Raw genomic sequence first — 16,100 nt, forward strand, 5'->3', positions numbered from 1 at the left:
GGATTATCTTGCAAGCGTTCGTCCGCTCCACCAGTCATTTTCGTCCCACCCCTCCGGGGCAGGATGGTCCGGGTCCTGTGGCGCGTCGAAGCCCTCGACCGGGCAATTTTGCCCGCTCTTCGCGCTTCTCTTCCCACAGAATCCCGGACCATCCTGTCCCGATCCTCGTCATTTATGGGTCTGCACCCTAATCTTCGGACGTGGCTGGCCGCCAGCCGGGCAGGTCCTCCGGCGTGTCGATGTCATGCAGGACTTTGCCGGTGGTTTCGATCTGAAGTCCGTGACTGAGCAGGGCGCGCGCGCCCTGGTCGCCCTTGAGCGCCAGCAATTCGGGGAAATGCTTGCGGCCAATGAAGGCGGGGGGGGATGAGGAGAAGCCGTCGGTGCTGGCGACGACCGAACGTATGTCCTCAGCGGCCAGGCAGATGCGGTTATAATGGGTTTGCGGCACGTCAGGCATGTCAGCCAGGCAGATGAGGATGCCGCGGATGCGGTTCATCGGCATGACATGCTCGACGGCGCGTACGATGCTGCCCGAAACCCCCTCTTCGGGGCGGTCGTTGACGATGATGGTGTAGCCGCGCCGGTCGAGCTTGCGATGGAGGACGGGAGCGACCTCTATCGGGCGGACGACGGCGATCAGTTCGGCAAAGGCCATCGACGCCACGGTTTCGAGCGTATGGGCAGCCAGCGGTTTGCCGCGCAGTTCCGCCATCAGCTTGTCCTCCTCGCCAAAGCGCGACGAGGTGCCAGCCGCCAACAGGACGGCAGCGATCCGTTCAGTACGCATTTGGGGAGAGGATGAAAGACATATTGTACATTGGCGACCCTGATTTTTGTCCGATTTGCCACCAGTGCGATGTTGTGTCCACCGCTGTGAAAGGGTCTGGTCATCGGCGGGGCTAATCGCCATATGCGGGGCCGATACGATAAGGAGTGGCCCTGTTCATGGCATATGACCCCGATGCGGAGATGGTTGGCGAAGGCAAGGAGCCGGTTCCGGCGGACGTTTCGGAAGCGATCCGCACGCTGATCCGCTGGTCGGGCGATGTGCCAGAGCGCGAAGGGCTGGTCGAAACGCCCGAACGGGTGGCGCGGGCCTGGCGCGAATATTGCCGCGGCTATGGCGACGATCCTGCCTATCATCTCTCGCGCATCTTCCATGAAGTCGGCGGCTATGACGATGTCGTGCTGTTGAAGGACATACCGTTCCAGTCGCATTGCGAACATCATATGGCGCCGATCGTGGGGAAGGCGCATATCGCCTATCTGCCGGGCGATTATGTGGTGGGCATATCGAAGCTGGCGCGTGTGCTGCACGCCTATGCCAACCGTTTGCAGGTACAGGAACGGCTGACGTCCGAAGTTGCCAATTGCATCTGGGAGCATCTGAAACCCCAGGGCGTGGCCGTGGTGATCGAGGCGACGCATGGCTGCATGACCGGGCGCGGGGTGCGCACCCCCAATGTCATCATGAAAACCAGCCGTATGCTGGGCGTATTCCGCGACGATGAAAAGTCGCGCGAGGAAGTGCTGAAACTTATCGCTTCATGAGCGAGGAGGACGTCCCCTATCGCCCATTGGGCAGCGCGCGTGTGGCGGCGGAGACTGGTGCCTTGCCGATCGCGGGCAAGCGACTGGCGCTGGTGACGGGCGGTCACAGGCGGCTGGGCGGGATCATAGCCGCAGCGTTGGCGAAGGCGGGCCATTCGCTGGCGATCCATGGCAGTCATGACACGCGGCTCGATTCGCATCTGGCGCTGACGCTGGAGGAGCAGGGGACGCAGTGGGAAGGGTTCGTCGTCGATTTCGCCGACCCGGAAAATGCGGAGGAACTGATCGCGCAGGTCGCGGCGCGCTTTGGCCGCCCGCCCGACATTCTCGTCAACAGTGCCGCGATGTTCGGGCAGGACCGGCTGGACAGCGTGACCGCGGATGATCTGATGCGCCATTATGCGGTCAATTGCGCTGCGCCCACCATGCTGACCAAGGCGTTTGCGACAGTGCCAGCGGGCGTGGGCGACCGGTGCATCATCAACATATTGGACCAGCGGATCGACCATCCCCATGGCGACCAACTGGCCTATACATTGTCCAAGCTGGCGCTGGCGGGATTGACGCGGACGAGCGCGAGCAGCTTGGCGCCGCAAGTGCGGGTCAATGCGGTCGCGCCGGGGCTGACGATCGCAACGCCCGATTATGACGCGGATCAGATGGAGCGGCTGGAACAGATGATGCCGCTCGGTCGCCTGCCGCAGGCGGAGCAGATTGCCGAAGCCGTGCTGTATCTGGCCAATGCCAGCGCGGTGACCGGGCAGACGCTCTATGTCGATGGCGGCGCACATATGCGCAGCTACGACCGGGACTTCATGCATCTGTGCCGATAGGTGCGGCGCAAATGCGGGGCAGCGGGGACTGGATGGCGCGCGTCGGCCATAGAGCAGACCCGAAGGCATAAGGGAGATGGCGATGACCTATGAAACGATTTTGGTGGAACAGCGCGACGCGGTGACGCTGATCACGCTCAACCGGCCGCAGGCACTCAACGCGCTCAACGGCCAGGTGCTGAGCGACCTGAGCGCGGCCTTTGCCGCCTATGACGCCGACCCGACCCAGCATTGCGCGGTCCTGACCGGCAGTGAAAAGGCGTTTGCGGCTGGCGCCGACATCAAGGAGATGGTCGACAAGGACGGGGCCGATTTCTTCCTGCAGGATTTCTTTTCCGGCTGGCAGACCCATGTTGTCGCCACCCGCAAACCCTGGATCGCGGCTGTGGCCGGTTTCGCGCTGGGCGGCGGGTGCGAACTGGCGATGATGGCGGACTTCATCATTGCGGCGGATACAGCGAAATTCGGTCAACCGGAAATCAAGCTGGGCGTCGCGCCGGGCATGGGCGGATCGCAGCGACTGACCCGCGCGGTGGGCAAGGCCAAGGCGATGGATATGTGCCTGACCGGGCGGATGATGGGCGCGGAGGAGGCCGAGCGCTCCGGGCTGGTCAGCCGGATCGTGCCCGCCGCCGATCTGCTGGACGATGCGCTCAAAACGGCTGCGGCAATTGCCGCGATGCCGCCCATGGCCGCGATGATCAACAAGGAAATGGTCAATATCGCGTTCGAGACGGGCCTGGCCCAGGGGCTGCTGACCGAACGGCGCATGTTCCAGATACTGACCGCGACGCAGGACAAGAAGGAAGGCATGACCGCCTTTATCGAGAAGCGGCCCGGCGTCTGGAAAGGCCGCTGAGCGGTTCGGGCGCGACCTGTTCCCGCGAAGTTGGGAGGCCATTCCAGCCCGTTGGACCGGGTTCCCGCCTGCGCGGGAACATGGCAGCTGATCGCATGCTGAAAAATTCTCATTGGTTTATGGCGGTATTTCCCGGCAGTTTCGTTTCACAAGGAAACTGAACAACAGACATGGAGAGGTGTGGCGCCGTGCGCTGCCCTGAACGGCTCATAATATCCAGGGAGCCTCTTCATGTCCGTTTTCACCGTCCGCTTGTCCTCCCGCGCGCTGCTGCTCGCCTGCGCTGCCGGAACGCTCACCCCGGCGGCGTTTGCGCAAGAGCCGGTCGCCGATGACGAGACGAACATCACCGTCACCGGCCGCCGCATTTCCCAATCGGCCGAAGCGATCGGCGAGGACAAGGTGAGCAATGTCGTGGCGGTCACGCGCGAGGCTTTGCTGTCGGCCCCTTCGGGTATTTCGGGCCTGAAAATGCTGGAGCAATTGCCCGGCTTCAACGTCCAGACCGACGGGGCGCTGGGCCTCTACGAATTCGGCAACAGCGTCCAGACGCGCGCCTTCAACCTGGACCAGATCGGCTTTATAGTCGATGGCATCCCGACCGGGCGCAGCGACGCCTTTGGCGGCAGCCCGGTGTTCCGCTATGTCGACAATGAAAATCTGGGCGTGGTGGAAGCATCCGTCGGTGCAGGCGAGGTCAGCCTGCCGAGCTATTCTACGCTGGGTCCGGTGGTGCAATATAACAGCATAGCGCCGCAGGACGAGATGGGCCTGTTCGTGTCGCAAAGCTTCGGCGATTTCGATATGAAGCGCACCTTCATTCGCGCGAGCACCGGGCAGGTCGGTCCGTTCAGAGCCTATGTCAGCCGTACCAAGCTGGACACCGACCTGTGGCGCGGCGCGGGATCGGTGGACCGGGAACATTGGGAGGCGATGGTTCACGCCGATCTGGGCGGGGATAGCTGGGCACGGCTCAAATTCGTGTCGAACAAGTTTTTCGATTATGATTCGCCGTCGCTAAGCCGTGGGCAATATTTTTCTTCCACCCCCGATCTGGGCGGCGAAACCGGTCGAGACCGGGGATATATAGAGGTCGTTCCAAATACCACGCCCGGCTTTGCGCCGGTCACTGGCGGTCCGGCCTATTCCAGCGGCAGCTATACCTACACCTACAACCTTGCTCTGAATGTACGCGACGACAAGCTGTATGGCGGTACGATCCATGCCGGTATCGCCGATGGAGTGTGGGCGGAGGCAACGGCCTATTATGAGGACAAGGCGGGCTATGGCGTGTCGCCCGACAGCTATAGCAACAGCCTGACACAATATACGCGTCAGTTGGCGGCGGGCCTGCCGGTCAACGCGCCCAAGGGGACGCAATATGGCCTGTCGACCGTGGGTGGCGAACGCTATGGCCTGACCAGCAAATTGCATTGGGAATTGGGTGCCCACACGATTGAAACCGGAATTTGGGCCGAAGTCGATAAATATGACCGCACCCAGGCCCGTTACAACACGACGGACGGTTCCCCCGCCAGCGCGCCCAATCTGAATGATCTGGTCTATTTGCGCCGCGATTATTCGACCGAACGGAACACGACGCAGGCGTTCATCAGGGACCGCATCGCATTGATGGACGACAGCCTGATCTTCGACCTAGGGGTCAAGGCGCTGCACATCGACTACCGCCAGACCGGCTATCGGGACTTTAACGACTATTATCGCAACGCCGGGACGGCGCTTGCGCCCGTCTGGGTCGCCGGCTGGGGTCCAAAGACCAACAATGCCAGCTATGGCGACGGTTTCCTGCCGATGGCAGGGATACTCTACAAGATCGACAACCAGACGCAGCTTTTCGCATCCTATGCCGAAAATATGGCGCTGCCCAAGGGCATGGACGACATCTTCTCGGTCTCGCTGAACAGCAGCGCGGCCTTGGTTCCCGCGCCTGCGCCAGAGCGGTCGCAGAATTTCGAGGCGGGTATTCGGACCAATCAGGGGCAATTTTATGCGTCGCTGGCGGGATATTATACCAAGTTCAAAAATCGCATTCAGTCGATCAGCGCCATCTTGCCGGGCACGACCAATGTGACCGAAACATTTTTCCAGAATGTCGGTCGGGTAACGGCCTATGGCGCGGAATTCAGCGGCACATTCAAGCCGACGGCACTGAACGGCCTGGCCTATTTCAACCTGAACGCCACCTATAATATCGCCAAGTTCAAGGACGATATCGTCACTGCGACAACCACCTTTGCTACGGACGGAAAATATATTCCCGACAGCGCCAAATGGGTGGTCAATGGCGGCGTCACCATCGAACCGGCGAGCTGGTTGGTCGGGAATTTTTCCGGCAAATATACCAGCAGCCGCTTTTCGACATTCGACAATACACCGGGATCAAGCGTGCCGGGCTTCACCATCTTCAGCGCCTATGTCGATATTGGCGACGGATTTTCTCTGGGTCCGATCAAGAGCATGAAGGCGCGCTTCAACGTCGACAATATTTTCGACAAGGATGTGCTGTCCTTCATGTTCACGTCAGTGACGGGCGACGGCTTTTTCCGGCCGCAGTCCCCGCGCACCTTCCAGTTCACCATTTCGGGCGAAATCTGATGCGGATGGGTGTGGTGATGGGGGCAGCGCTGATTGCGCTGCTCCCGTTCGCGGCGTCGGCGCAGGTGGTGCCCAAGAAGGTGGCGCAGTTGCATCAGAAGTTGCTGACGCTCGACAGTCACCTCGACACACCCGCTTCGCTCGATCTGCCGGGCTGGTCGATCGACGAGGAGCATGGGGTCCATCTGGATTATACCCAGGTCGATCTGCCGCGCATGAAGAAGGGCGGGCTGGATGGTGGCTTCTGGGCGATTTACACGTCGCAGGGGCCGCTGACGGTCGAGGGGTTCCGCAAGGCGCGCGATTTCGCTTTGCTGCGCGGGGTGTCGATCCGCGAGATGGTGGCGGCGGACCCGGCCAATTTTGCGCTGGCGCTGGACGCCAAGGATGCGGTGCCGATCGCCGCGGCGGGCAAGCGGGTCGTCTATATGTCGATCGAGAACGCCTATCCGCTGGGCGAGGATGTGTCGCTGCTCCAGACATTTTACGACATGGGCGTGCGGGTCGTGGGCTTTGCCCATTTCGCGCATAACCAGTTCGCCGACAGTTCGACCGACCCGTCCAAGAAGCCGCGTTTTGGCGGGCTTAGTCCGCTGGGCAAGCAATTGCTGAGCGAGATGAACCGGCTGGGGGTGGTGCCGGATGCGTCGCACAGCAGTGACCAGGTGCTGGACGATCTGCTGGCGCTGTCCACCACCCCGGTGCTGCTGACTCATTCGGGCTGCAAGGCGGTTTATGACCATCCGCGCAATATAGACGACGCGCATTTGAAGGCGCTGGCGGCGAAAGGCGGCGTCATTCAGATGAACGCCTTTGGCACCTATCTCAAGGCGTCGAAGCCCAACCCGGAGCGCCAAAAGGCGATGGGCGCGCTGTTCGCGTCGATGCGCGAAGGGGCGAAGATGTCTGCCGAGAAGCGGGCCGAATTGCTGGCCAAGCGGCAGGAGATTGACCGGCTCTACCCCGATACCGACCGGGCGACCTTTGACGATTTCATGGCGCATATGCTGCATGCGTTGAAGGTCGTGGGACCGGACCATGTCGGGATCGGCGCGGACTGGGATGGCGGCGGCGGCGTGGTCGGCATGGAGGATGTGCTGGACCTGCCCAAGATCACCGACGCGCTGCTCAAGGCTGGCTATAGCGAGGCGGATGTCGCGAAAATCTGGTCGGGTAATGTGTTGCGGGTTCTGGCGGCGGCGGAGGCGGGGAAGGGGAAGGGGAAGTGATGCGCCGTTCGCCCTGAGCGAAGTCGAAGGGTTCGACCGAGCGGAGCGAGGTCATGCTTCGCTTCGCTCAGCAGAAGGCTTCGACTTCGCTCAGCCCGAACGGCTTTGTATCACTTCCCCTCCAGCATCTCGATCATCAGCGAGAAGTCGCGACCGCCTTCGCCCTGGTTGGCGAGCAGCTGGTAGAGGGATTCCGCCGCATTGCCCATTGGCACCGATGCGCCGACCAGGGCGGCGGCTTCGGTAGCGAGTTTCAAATCCTTGAGCATCAGGCCGACGGCGAAGCCGCCCTGATAGCCATTGTCGGACGGGCTTTGCGGCCCGACGCCGGGGACGGGGCAGTAGCTGGTCATCGACCAGCTCTGGCCGGACGAGACGCTGGAGATGTCGTAGAAGGTCTGGGGATCGAGGCCCAGTTTCTTCGCCATGGCGAAGCTTTCGCAGGTGGCGACCATGGTGGCACCCAGCAGCATGTTGTTGCAGATTTTGGCGGCCTGACCATTGCCAGCGCCGCCCGCATGGATCACGGCCTTGCCCATGGCGGACAGGATGGGCTTTGCCTTCTCGAACGCTGTATCCGTGCCGCCGACCATGAAGGTCAGCGTGCCGCCATTGGCTGCGGCGATGCCGCCGGAGACGGGGGCGTCGACCATGTCGAAGCCGCGATCCGTGGCGGCTTCGATCACGCGGCGCGCGGTGGCGACGTCTATGGTGGAGCAGTCGAGGAACAAGGCACCAGGATTGGCCGCGCCATAGACTTCGCCGGCATAGACGCTTTCGACATGCTTGCCCGCGGGCAGCATGGTCACGACGGCGTCGGCTCCGGTAGCGGCGTCAGCAGCGCTGGCGGCGCGGGTTGCGCCGTGCGATTCTGCCTTGGCCAATGCCTCCTCCGACAGGTCGAAGGCGCGGACGGCATAGCCGTTCTTGAGCAGATTGGCGGCCATGCCGCCGCCCATATTGCCAAGGCCGATAAAGGCGATCGTCTGGGTCATGATGGCATTTCTCCTGCTTAACTTCGCATATTTCCCGGTAAATCGGACATATTCTTGCGCGGCCCTGATCCTATCGGAAAGCGGGCGGCATCTGGCAGGCAGCGTGCGTTGGAAGCATAACAGGCACCTGCCATGTAGGACAGATCAGGGCGCGACGGCGGGCAAGGGCGTCCATCGCCGGTCGTCGGGTAGGGGGGTGAAGATCGCGTCGATCATCGCGTCGCTCACTTGCTCCAGCGTCGCCGGGTTCCATTGCGGCTTATTATCCTTGTCGAAGATCAGCGCACGGACGCCCTCGACCAGATCGGGGCGGCGGATCACCGCGCAGGCGAGACCATATTCCATCGCCATGTTGGACGCGAAATCGGGCTGGGCCGCGCCCTCGATCAGCTGGCGCAGGGCGACCTTGATCGTCTGGGGCGATTTGGTGGCGAGGGTGGCGCGTTGCTTGGCGGCCCATTCGCCACCGTCCGCTTCGAGCGCGGCGACGATCTCCTCCGCCTTGTTCGAGGCGAAGAGGCGGTCGATGTCGGGGCGGGCGGCCTCCAGCTGTGAGGGCGGCGGCGTCTGCGCGGCGGCGTCGAGGATCGCGGCGAGGCTGGCGGGGTCGGCGAGGATGCGCGCCTTGACGTCTTCCAGCGTGTCGGACGGCATATAATGCGTGGCGATGCCGATGGCGGCGCAATCCGCCCCGTCGATCCGCGCGCCGGTGGCAGCCAGGCATGCGCCGACCCGGCCGGGCAGGCGGGGGAGATACCAGCCGCCGCCGACATCGGGGAACAGGCCGATGCCGGTTTCAGGCATGGCGAAGGTCGTCCGCTCGGTCGCGACGCGGTAGCGGGCGGGGAGCGAAATGCCGACGCCCCCGCCCATGACGATGCCGTCGATGAAGGCGACGATCGGCTTGTCATAGACGAACAGCAGATGGTTCATGCGATATTCGAGGTGGAAGAAGCGTTCCGCCTCGACGCAGTCCGTCTTGGCGCTGTTGGCGATCAGCGCTATGTCGCCACCCGCGCAGAAGCCGCGGCCTTCTGTGTGATCGATCATGACGGCGGTTACGCTGTCGTCCGTCCGCCATGCGAGCAGGGCGGCGTTGATCGCGTCGCACATATCGGGCGTCAGCGCGTGGATCGCCTTGGGCCGGTTCAGGCGGATGCGGCCGATATTATTTTCGATGAAGGTCAGGACTTGGTCGGTCATTCGTTTCTCCTTCCTCTCCCCATGGGGGAGAGGGATGCGAAGACTTGGCAGCTTGCTGCCTAGTCGAAGCTGGGAGAGGGGAGGCGTGCGGTGCCAAGCCCCTCTCCAACTGCGCCTAGGCGCGTTCCGCGCCAAGGCTTCGTATCCTCTCCCCCAAGGGGGGCGAGGACCAGTCTCAATCCCGCAACATATCCCGCGCGATGATCATCCGCATGACCTGGTTGGTGCCTTCCAGGATGGAATGGACGCGCAGGTCGCGCCAGAAGCGTTCGATGGGATAGTCCATCAGATAGCCATAGCCGCCATGGAGTTGCAGCGCGCGGTCCACCACCGACGATCCGGTGTCGGTGGCGAAGCGTTTGGCCATGGCGGCGAAGCGGGTCTTGTCAGGGGCGTTATCGGTCACCTTGACGGCGGCGGCGTAAAGGAGCGTGCGGGCAGCCTCCAGCTCGGTCTGCATGTCGGCCAGGGTGAATTGGGTGTTCTGGAAGTCGGCGATGGATTGGCCGAACTGCTTGCGGTCCTTGGTATATTGAACCGCTTCGTCGATACAGCGCTGCGCGCCGCCCAGCGAACAGGCGCCGATATTGAGGCGACCGCCGTCGAGACCGGCCATGGCGATGGCGAAGCCCTGACCTTCGGCACCGACGAGATTGGCGATGGGTACGCGGACGCCATCGAAATTGACCTGTGCGGTGGGCTGACTGTGCCAGCCCAGCTTGCGTTCCTGCGCGCCGAAGCTGACGCCGGGCATATCTTTGTCGATGACGAGGCAAGAAATGCCCTTCGGCCCATCCTGCCCCGTGCGGACCATGACGACATAGACTTCATTCTCGCCGCCGCCGGAGATGAATTGTTTGGACCCGGTGACGACATAATGGTCGCCGTCGCGCACCGCCCTGGTCTTGAGGCTGGCGGCGTCGGACCCTGCGCCGGCTTCGGTCAGGCAATAGCTGGCGATGCGGGTCATGGGGATGAGATCTGGGAGATAGGCGTCCTTGAGCGCCTGACTGCCGAAACGGTCGATCATCCACGCACCCATATTGTGGATAGAGATGAAGGCGCTGGTCGAGGGGCAGCCATAGGCCATGGCTTCCATGATCAGCGCGGATTCCAGCCGACCCAGACCAATGCCGCCGGATTCTTCGGAAACGTAGATGCCGCCAAAGCCCAGCTCCGCCGCCGCGCGGATCGTGTCGCGGGGGAAGATATGCTTTTCGTCCCACTCCGCCGCATGGGGCGTGATCGCGTCGGCGGTGAAGCGACGGGCTAGATCCTGGATTTCGCGCTGGTCGTCGGTCAGGTCGAACTGGGTCATAATTTCCTCATCCCCAACTGGCGTCATGCCGGACTTGATCCGGCATCCATTTGGCGCTTCCTATGCGATTATGTCGAACCAGCCATGCGTCTATATTCTTGCCAGTGGTCGTCATGGCACATTGTATATCGGTGTAACCGGTCATTTGGTCGAGCGGGTCCACCAACATCGCTCCGGCGTAGTCGAAGGTTTCACCAGCCGCCATGGGGTCCGTCGCCTGGTCTGGTTCGAGCATCAGCCGGACTTTCCTACAGCCATTGCGCTTGAGAAAAAGCTCAAGAAGTGGAGGCGCGACTGGAAAGTTGCGCTGATCGAGAAAGATAATCCCTTCTGGGAGGATCGGGCTATCATGCTCGGTTTTCCGCCACTGGAACGAGGGTAGGGTGAATGGATGCCGGATCAAGTCCGGCATGACGACAGGTGGGGAGAGGTGCGACCTCTCCCTCAACCCCCTTACCCCATGGTCGGAATAACAAACGCGCTGTCGGCTGATGCGCCGCCGTCGGGCCAGCGTTGGGTGATCGTCTTTACCTTGGTCCAGAATTTCACGCCTTCCATGCCGTGCTGGTTGGTGTCGCCAAAGGCGGAGCGCTTCCAGCCGCCGAAGCTATGGTAGGCGACCGGAACCGGGATCGGCACGTTGATGCCGACCATGCCGACGTCGACGCGGGCGGCGAATTCGCGGGCGGCGTGGCCGTTGCGGGTGAAGAGGGCGACGCCGTTGCCATATTGATGCTGGCTGGGCAGGGCGACGGCTTCCTCGAAACTGTCGGCGCGGACCATCTGGAGGACCGGGCCGAAAATCTCTTCCTTATAGGCGCTCATGTCGGTGGTGACATGGTCGAACAAAGTGGGGCCGACGAAGAAACCTTCCTCATGCCCTTGCAGTTTGAAGCCGCGACCATCGACCACCAGTTCCGCGCCTTCGTCCACGCCGGTCTGGATCCAGTTTTCGATCTTCTGCTTGTGCGCGGCGGTGACGACCGGGCCATAATGGGCTTCGGCATCGGTGGAGACGCCGACGCGCAGCGCTTCGATCGCCGGGATCAGCTTTTCGCGCAAGGCAATGGCGGTCTTTTCGCCGACGGGGACGACGACCGGGAGCGCCATGCAGCGTTCGCCCGCCGAACCGAAGGCCGCGCCGGAGAGGTCGTTCACCACCTGATCAAGATCGGCGTCGGGCATGACGATGCCGTGATTCTTCGCGCCGCCCATTGCCTGGACGCGCTTTCCGGCAGCGACGCCGCGATTATAGACATAATGGGCGATGTCGGAGGAGCCGACGAAGCTGACGCCCTTTATATCTGGGTGGTCGAGGATGGCGTCGACCATTTCCTTGTCGCCCTGAACGACCTGCAAAATGCCTTCGGGCAGGCCTGCTTCCAGGAACAATTCGGCCAGACGGACGGGGACCGAGGGGTCCCGCTCGGAGGGTTTCAAAATGAAGGCGTTGCCGGTGGCGATGGCGACGCCCGACATCCATAGCGGGATCATGCCGGGGAAGTTGAAGGGCGTGATGCCCGCGCCGATGCCGATCGGCTGGCGGAAGCTGTACACGTCGATGCCCGGACCCGCGCCCTGGGTATATTCGCCCTTCAAGACATGGGGGATGCCGCAGCAAAATTCGATGACTTCCAGACCGCGCTGAATGTCGCCCTTGGAATCGGCGATCACCTTGCCATGTTCGGAGCTGAGCAGATGCGCCAGCTCGTTCATGTTCGCTTCGACCAGCGCCTTGAAATTGAACATCACGCGGGCGCGACGCTGCGGGTTGACGGCGGCCCAGACGGGCTGCGCCTTCTTGGCGGCGGCGACGGCGAGGTCGAGCAGGGCAGCATCGCCCAGTGCCACGCGGGCCTGCACGCCGCCATTATTGGGATCGAACACGTCGCTGTAGCGCGTGGGGGGCGTGTCGTGGACGAAGGCGAGCTTGTGCGAAATCTCACGCATGGGGAGGCATCCTCTGGGTTGGTTGCCGCCTTTTAGGCGCCTTGCGTTATTGCAAGCAATGGTGAAGTCTTGCATAGACAGGCTGCAAATTTGCAGGTGGCGGCGACGATGTTCGACTGGGACGATCTGAGGGTATTTCTGGCGGTGGCGCGGGCGCGCAAGGTGGCGCCGGCGGCGCGGGCGCTGGGGATTGACGCGACCACCATCGCCCGGCGGCTGGTGCGACTGGAGAAAGCGCTGGACGCCGAATTGTTCGAGCTGGGCGCGGGGGAGCGGACGCTGACGGCGCGGGGGCAGGAATTGCTGGGCCATGCCGAGGCGGCGGAAAGCGCGGCGCTGGCGGCGATCGAGGATGCACAGGGACAGGAGCATCGGCTGGCCGGGCAGGTGCGGCTGTCGGTGGCGGAGGGGTTTGGCACCTGGGTGCTGGCGCCGGGGATGGGCGATTTCAACCGGCGGCATCCGGGCATCCGGCTGGACCTGATCACCGCATCGGGCTTCCTCAACCCGTCCAAGCGCGAGGCGGACATGGCGGTGATGCTGGCGCGGCCGCAGCGTGGGCGGTTGATGGTGCGGCGGCTGGGGGATTATCGGCTGCATCTTTATGCCTCGCCCGATTATCTGGCGCGGGCGGGGCGGCCCGATCGGGCGGCGCAGTTGAAGGATCATACTTTGATCGGCTATGTGCCAGAATTCATCTTCTCGCCCGAACTGGATTATCTGGACGAGGTGGAGGCGGGGCTGGAGGCGACGTTGCGGTCGACCAGCATCATCATGCAGCAGCGGATGATCGCGGAAGGGGCAGGTATCGGCGTATTGCCGGACTTTATTGGGCGACGCGACGCGGCTCTGGTGCCGCTGATGCCCGATCAGGTGGAGATCACCCGCAGCTTCTGGCTGGTCATGCATGGCGACCTGCGCAAGCTGGCGCGGATCGCGGCGGTGGCGCAATGGCTGCAAGAACGCATCGAAACGCTAAAGCCAATCGACGGCACGGCTTATGCTCGTTAAGGGAGTCGGGATGGATAGAGAGCGGTCGCATTTCGCCCATGCAGCATAAGCCCAAGCGCAGCCGGGCAATCGCTTTGCCGAGCGGGGAATTTCGCGCCCGCGCCACCGAATATCTCGATTTTCTGGCGGCCTGGGTGCAAAAGCCCCGCCAGACCGCGTCGGTCGTGCCGAGCAGCCGCTATCTGGCGCGGCTGATGGTGGCGCAGATCGACCCGGCCGATGGCCGGGTGCTGGAATTGGGCGGAGGCACCGGGGTGTTCACCCGCGCGATATTGGGCACTGGCCTGCCACCCGAAAAGCTGGAGGTAGTGGAGATCAACCCCGCCTTCGCGCGCGGGCTGCGGCGGCATTTTCCCCATGTGTCAGTGCTGGAAACCCCGGCCCAGATCGTGTCGACGGCGGCGGCGGGCGAACCGGGCAGTTACCAGACGGTGGTGAGCGGCCTGCCGCTGCTGGCCATGGACCGGCATGTGCATCTCGACATATTGTCCGAATCCTTCCGCATGTTGCAGCCGGGCGGCAGTTTCGTGCAGTTCACCTATTCGATGCGCCCGCCGGTCAGCCGCGAGGTGATCGAGACGCTGGGGCTGGATGTGGTGCGGGTCGGCCAGACGGTGCGCAATTTTCCGCCCGCGACGGTTTTCCGCTTCACCCGCCGGGAAGAATAGGGCGCGGCTAATAGGTTGCGTTTGGCAATCTGCCTCCTATCTTTGCCGCAACGCAAAAGGGGTAGAGCCATCCATGGCATCCATCATTGAAATTGCAGGCCTGACCAAACGCTATGCGTCGGGGTTCGAGGCGCTCAAGGGCGTTGACCTGACCATCGAGGAAGGCGAGATTTTCGCGCTGCTGGGACCGAACGGCGCGGGCAAGACGACGATGATCTCCATCATCTGCGGCATAGCGCGGGCGACCGGCGGCAGCGTGAAGGTGGCCGGGCATGACATCGTCCGCGACTATCGCGGCGCGCGCGACGCGATCGGGCTGGTGCCGCAGGAATTGTCCACCGACCAGTTTGAGCGGGTGATCGACACGGTGACGTTCAGCCGGGGGCTGTTTGGCAAGCCGCGCAATCCCGCGCATATCGAGAAAGTACTGCGCGACCTGTCGCTGTGGGACAAGCGCAACGCCAAGATATTGGAACTGTCGGGCGGGATGAAGCGCCGGGTGATGATCGCCAAGGCGCTGAGCCATGAGCCGCGCGTGCTGTTTCTGGACGAGCCGACCGCGGGCGTGGACGTGGAGTTGCGCCGCGATATGTGGAAGCTGATTGGCGAACTACGGGAAACCGGCGTCACCATCATCCTGACCACCCATTATATCGAGGAGGCCGAGGAAATGGCCGACCGGGTGGGGGTGATCAACCGGGGTGAGCTGATGCTGGTCGAGGACAAGACCGCGCTGATGAAGAAGCTGGGCAAGAAGACGCTGACCGTGGTGCTGGCCGAAAAGCTGGCGACGGTGCCGGTGGAACTGGCGGAGTGGGATGTCACGCTGAAAGGCGATGGCCAGGAGATCGAATATATTTTCGATACCCAGGCGGAGCGGACCGGCGTGTCGTCGCTGCTGCGGCGGCTGGGGGACCTTGGCATCGGCTACAAGGATCTGAACACGGCGCAGAGCAGCCTGGAGGATATTTTCGTGGAGTTGGTGCATCAGGAGAAAGCGGCATGAGCCTGTCCAACCTGCGCGCCATCGCCGCCATCTACAAGTTCGAGCTGCATCGCTTCCGCCGCACCCTGCTGACCGGCCTTTTGGTCCCGGTGATTACCACGACGCTGTATTTCGTTGTGTTCGGCGGGGCGATCGGGTCGCGGATGACACAGGTGGACGGCATCCCCTATGCCGCTTTCATCGTGCCGGGCCTGATCATGATGGCGATGTTCACCGAAAGCATCTTCAACGCCAGTTTCGGCATCTACATGCCCAAATTCACCGGCACTATCTATGAATTGCTGTCCGCGCCGGTGTCCGCGACCGAGACGATCATCGCCTATGTGGGCGCGGCGGCGACCAAGTCGCTGATCATCGGCACGATCATTTTCCTGACCGCCCATCTGTTTGTTGATGTGCCGGTGGCGCATCCGTTGGCGATGGCGGGCTTCATGATCCTGATCGCGATCAGTTTCTGCCTGTTCGGCTTCATATTGGGCGTATGGGCGCAGAGTTTCGAGCAGTTGCAGGTGATCCCGATGCTGCTGATCATGCCGATGACGTTTCTGGGCGGGGCTTTCTACTCTGTGCAGATGCTGGCCGAGCCGTGGCGCACGATCACTTTGTTCAACCCGATCGTCTATCTGATTTCGGGGTTTCGCTGGACCTTCTTCGGCAAGGGCGATGTGGCCATCGAGTTCAGCCTGATCTTTGTCGCAGGGATGCTGGCGGTGTGCCTGGCGATTATCGGCTGGATGTTCAGGACGGGCTATCGGTTGAAGAAGTGAGGCTTTGCGACAACCCCGTCCGTTCGGGCTGAGCGAAGTCGAAGCCCTCCACTGAGCGGAGCGAAGTCGCCTCCCTATCGGTCGGCAGAAC

The 16,100-nt window shown here is 62.6% G+C and carries 15 protein-coding genes; 10 read left to right on the forward strand and 5 right to left on the reverse strand.

Translation table 11 applies throughout. The annotated features are described in order from the left end of the window. Positions 1 to 187: 187 nt before the first annotated feature. Positions 188 to 790, reverse strand: a complete 603-nt coding sequence (locus tag ACODSR_RS00120) for a nucleotidyltransferase family protein (RefSeq protein WP_489072579.1) — start codon at positions 788 to 790, stop codon at positions 188 to 190. A gap of 158 nt (positions 791 to 948) precedes the next feature. Between ACODSR_RS00120 and folE the strand changes: the two genes are divergently transcribed. The 5 genes from folE to ACODSR_RS00145 all read left to right on the forward strand — a co-directional run bounded on the left by folE (position 949) and on the right by ACODSR_RS00145 (position 7,091). Further along, on the forward strand, positions 949 to 1,554 hold the full coding sequence (folE, locus tag ACODSR_RS00125; RefSeq protein WP_489072581.1) for a GTP cyclohydrolase I FolE: 606 nt from the start codon (positions 949 to 951) through the stop codon (positions 1,552 to 1,554). After that, the gene (locus ACODSR_RS00130) at positions 1,551 to 2,387 is read left to right on the forward strand and encodes an SDR family oxidoreductase (RefSeq protein WP_489072583.1); all 837 of its coding nucleotides are present in this window, start codon (positions 1,551 to 1,553) and stop codon (positions 2,385 to 2,387) included. Before folE ends, ACODSR_RS00130 begins: the two co-directional genes overlap by 4 nt. A gap of 82 nt (positions 2,388 to 2,469) precedes the next feature. Further along, positions 2,470 to 3,246, forward strand: a complete 777-nt coding sequence (locus ACODSR_RS00135) for an enoyl-CoA hydratase-related protein (RefSeq protein ID WP_489072585.1) — start codon at positions 2,470 to 2,472, stop codon at positions 3,244 to 3,246. A 231-nt stretch (positions 3,247 to 3,477) separates the two neighbouring features. Beyond that, complete coding sequence (locus tag ACODSR_RS00140; RefSeq protein WP_489072587.1) at positions 3,478 to 5,862, forward strand: TonB-dependent receptor; 2,385 nt, start codon at positions 3,478 to 3,480, stop codon at positions 5,860 to 5,862. After that, positions 5,862 to 7,091 carry a dipeptidase gene (locus ACODSR_RS00145; protein ID WP_489072589.1) on the forward strand — a complete coding sequence of 410 codons (1,230 nt, stop codon included), beginning with the start codon at positions 5,862 to 5,864 and terminating at the stop codon, positions 7,089 to 7,091. Before ACODSR_RS00140 ends, ACODSR_RS00145 begins: the two co-directional genes overlap by 1 nt. Positions 7,092 to 7,201: 110 nt before the next feature. Here ACODSR_RS00145 and mmsB read toward each other — a convergent pair whose 3' ends face one another. From mmsB to ACODSR_RS00160, 3 genes are all read right to left on the reverse strand, one after another. Continuing rightward, positions 7,202 to 8,209 (reverse strand): 3-hydroxyisobutyrate dehydrogenase, encoded by a 1,008-nt coding sequence (mmsB, locus tag ACODSR_RS00150; protein WP_489073130.1) that lies wholly within the window; start codon positions 8,207 to 8,209, stop codon positions 7,202 to 7,204. 21 nt (positions 8,210 to 8,230) lie between these two features. Then, positions 8,231 to 9,289, reverse strand: coding sequence for an enoyl-CoA hydratase/isomerase family protein (locus tag ACODSR_RS00155; RefSeq protein ID WP_489072591.1), 1,059 nt, complete (start codon positions 9,287 to 9,289; stop codon positions 8,231 to 8,233). Between the two features lie 175 nt (positions 9,290 to 9,464). Next, on the reverse strand, positions 9,465 to 10,607 hold the full coding sequence (locus tag ACODSR_RS00160) for an acyl-CoA dehydrogenase family protein (protein WP_489072593.1): 1,143 nt from the start codon (positions 10,605 to 10,607) through the stop codon (positions 9,465 to 9,467). 25 nt (positions 10,608 to 10,632) lie between these two features. On the opposite strand from ACODSR_RS00160, the gene ACODSR_RS00165 reads away from it, so the two are divergent. Beyond that, positions 10,633 to 10,989 (forward strand): GIY-YIG nuclease family protein, encoded by a 357-nt coding sequence (locus tag ACODSR_RS00165; RefSeq protein ID WP_489072595.1) that lies wholly within the window; start codon positions 10,633 to 10,635, stop codon positions 10,987 to 10,989. Between the two features lie 71 nt (positions 10,990 to 11,060). On the opposite strand, the gene ACODSR_RS00170 is transcribed toward ACODSR_RS00165, so the two are convergent. Further along, on the reverse strand, positions 11,061 to 12,557 hold the full coding sequence (locus ACODSR_RS00170) for a CoA-acylating methylmalonate-semialdehyde dehydrogenase (RefSeq protein WP_489072597.1): 1,497 nt from the start codon (positions 12,555 to 12,557) through the stop codon (positions 11,061 to 11,063). Positions 12,558 to 12,665: 108 nt separating this feature from the next. On the opposite strand from ACODSR_RS00170, the gene ACODSR_RS00175 reads away from it, so the two are divergent. The 4 genes from ACODSR_RS00175 (at position 12,666) to ACODSR_RS00190 (ending at position 16,009) form a co-directional block, all read left to right on the forward strand. Beyond that, complete coding sequence (locus ACODSR_RS00175) at positions 12,666 to 13,568, forward strand: LysR family transcriptional regulator (protein WP_489073132.1); 903 nt, start codon at positions 12,666 to 12,668, stop codon at positions 13,566 to 13,568. Between the two features lie 38 nt (positions 13,569 to 13,606). Further along, positions 13,607 to 14,236 (forward strand): class I SAM-dependent methyltransferase, encoded by a 630-nt coding sequence (locus ACODSR_RS00180; RefSeq protein WP_489072599.1) that lies wholly within the window; start codon positions 13,607 to 13,609, stop codon positions 14,234 to 14,236. Between the two features lie 73 nt (positions 14,237 to 14,309). Next, positions 14,310 to 15,242: an ABC transporter ATP-binding protein gene (locus ACODSR_RS00185; RefSeq protein WP_489072601.1), complete on the forward strand. Its 933-nt coding sequence runs from the start codon at positions 14,310 to 14,312 to the stop codon at positions 15,240 to 15,242. Beyond that, complete coding sequence (locus tag ACODSR_RS00190; RefSeq protein ID WP_489072603.1) at positions 15,239 to 16,009, forward strand: ABC transporter permease; 771 nt, start codon at positions 15,239 to 15,241, stop codon at positions 16,007 to 16,009. The genes ACODSR_RS00185 and ACODSR_RS00190 overlap by 4 nt, the downstream gene beginning before the upstream one ends. Positions 16,010 to 16,100 lie beyond the last annotated feature (91 nt).

The organism is Sphingobium sp. FG125, assembly GCF_057809795.1.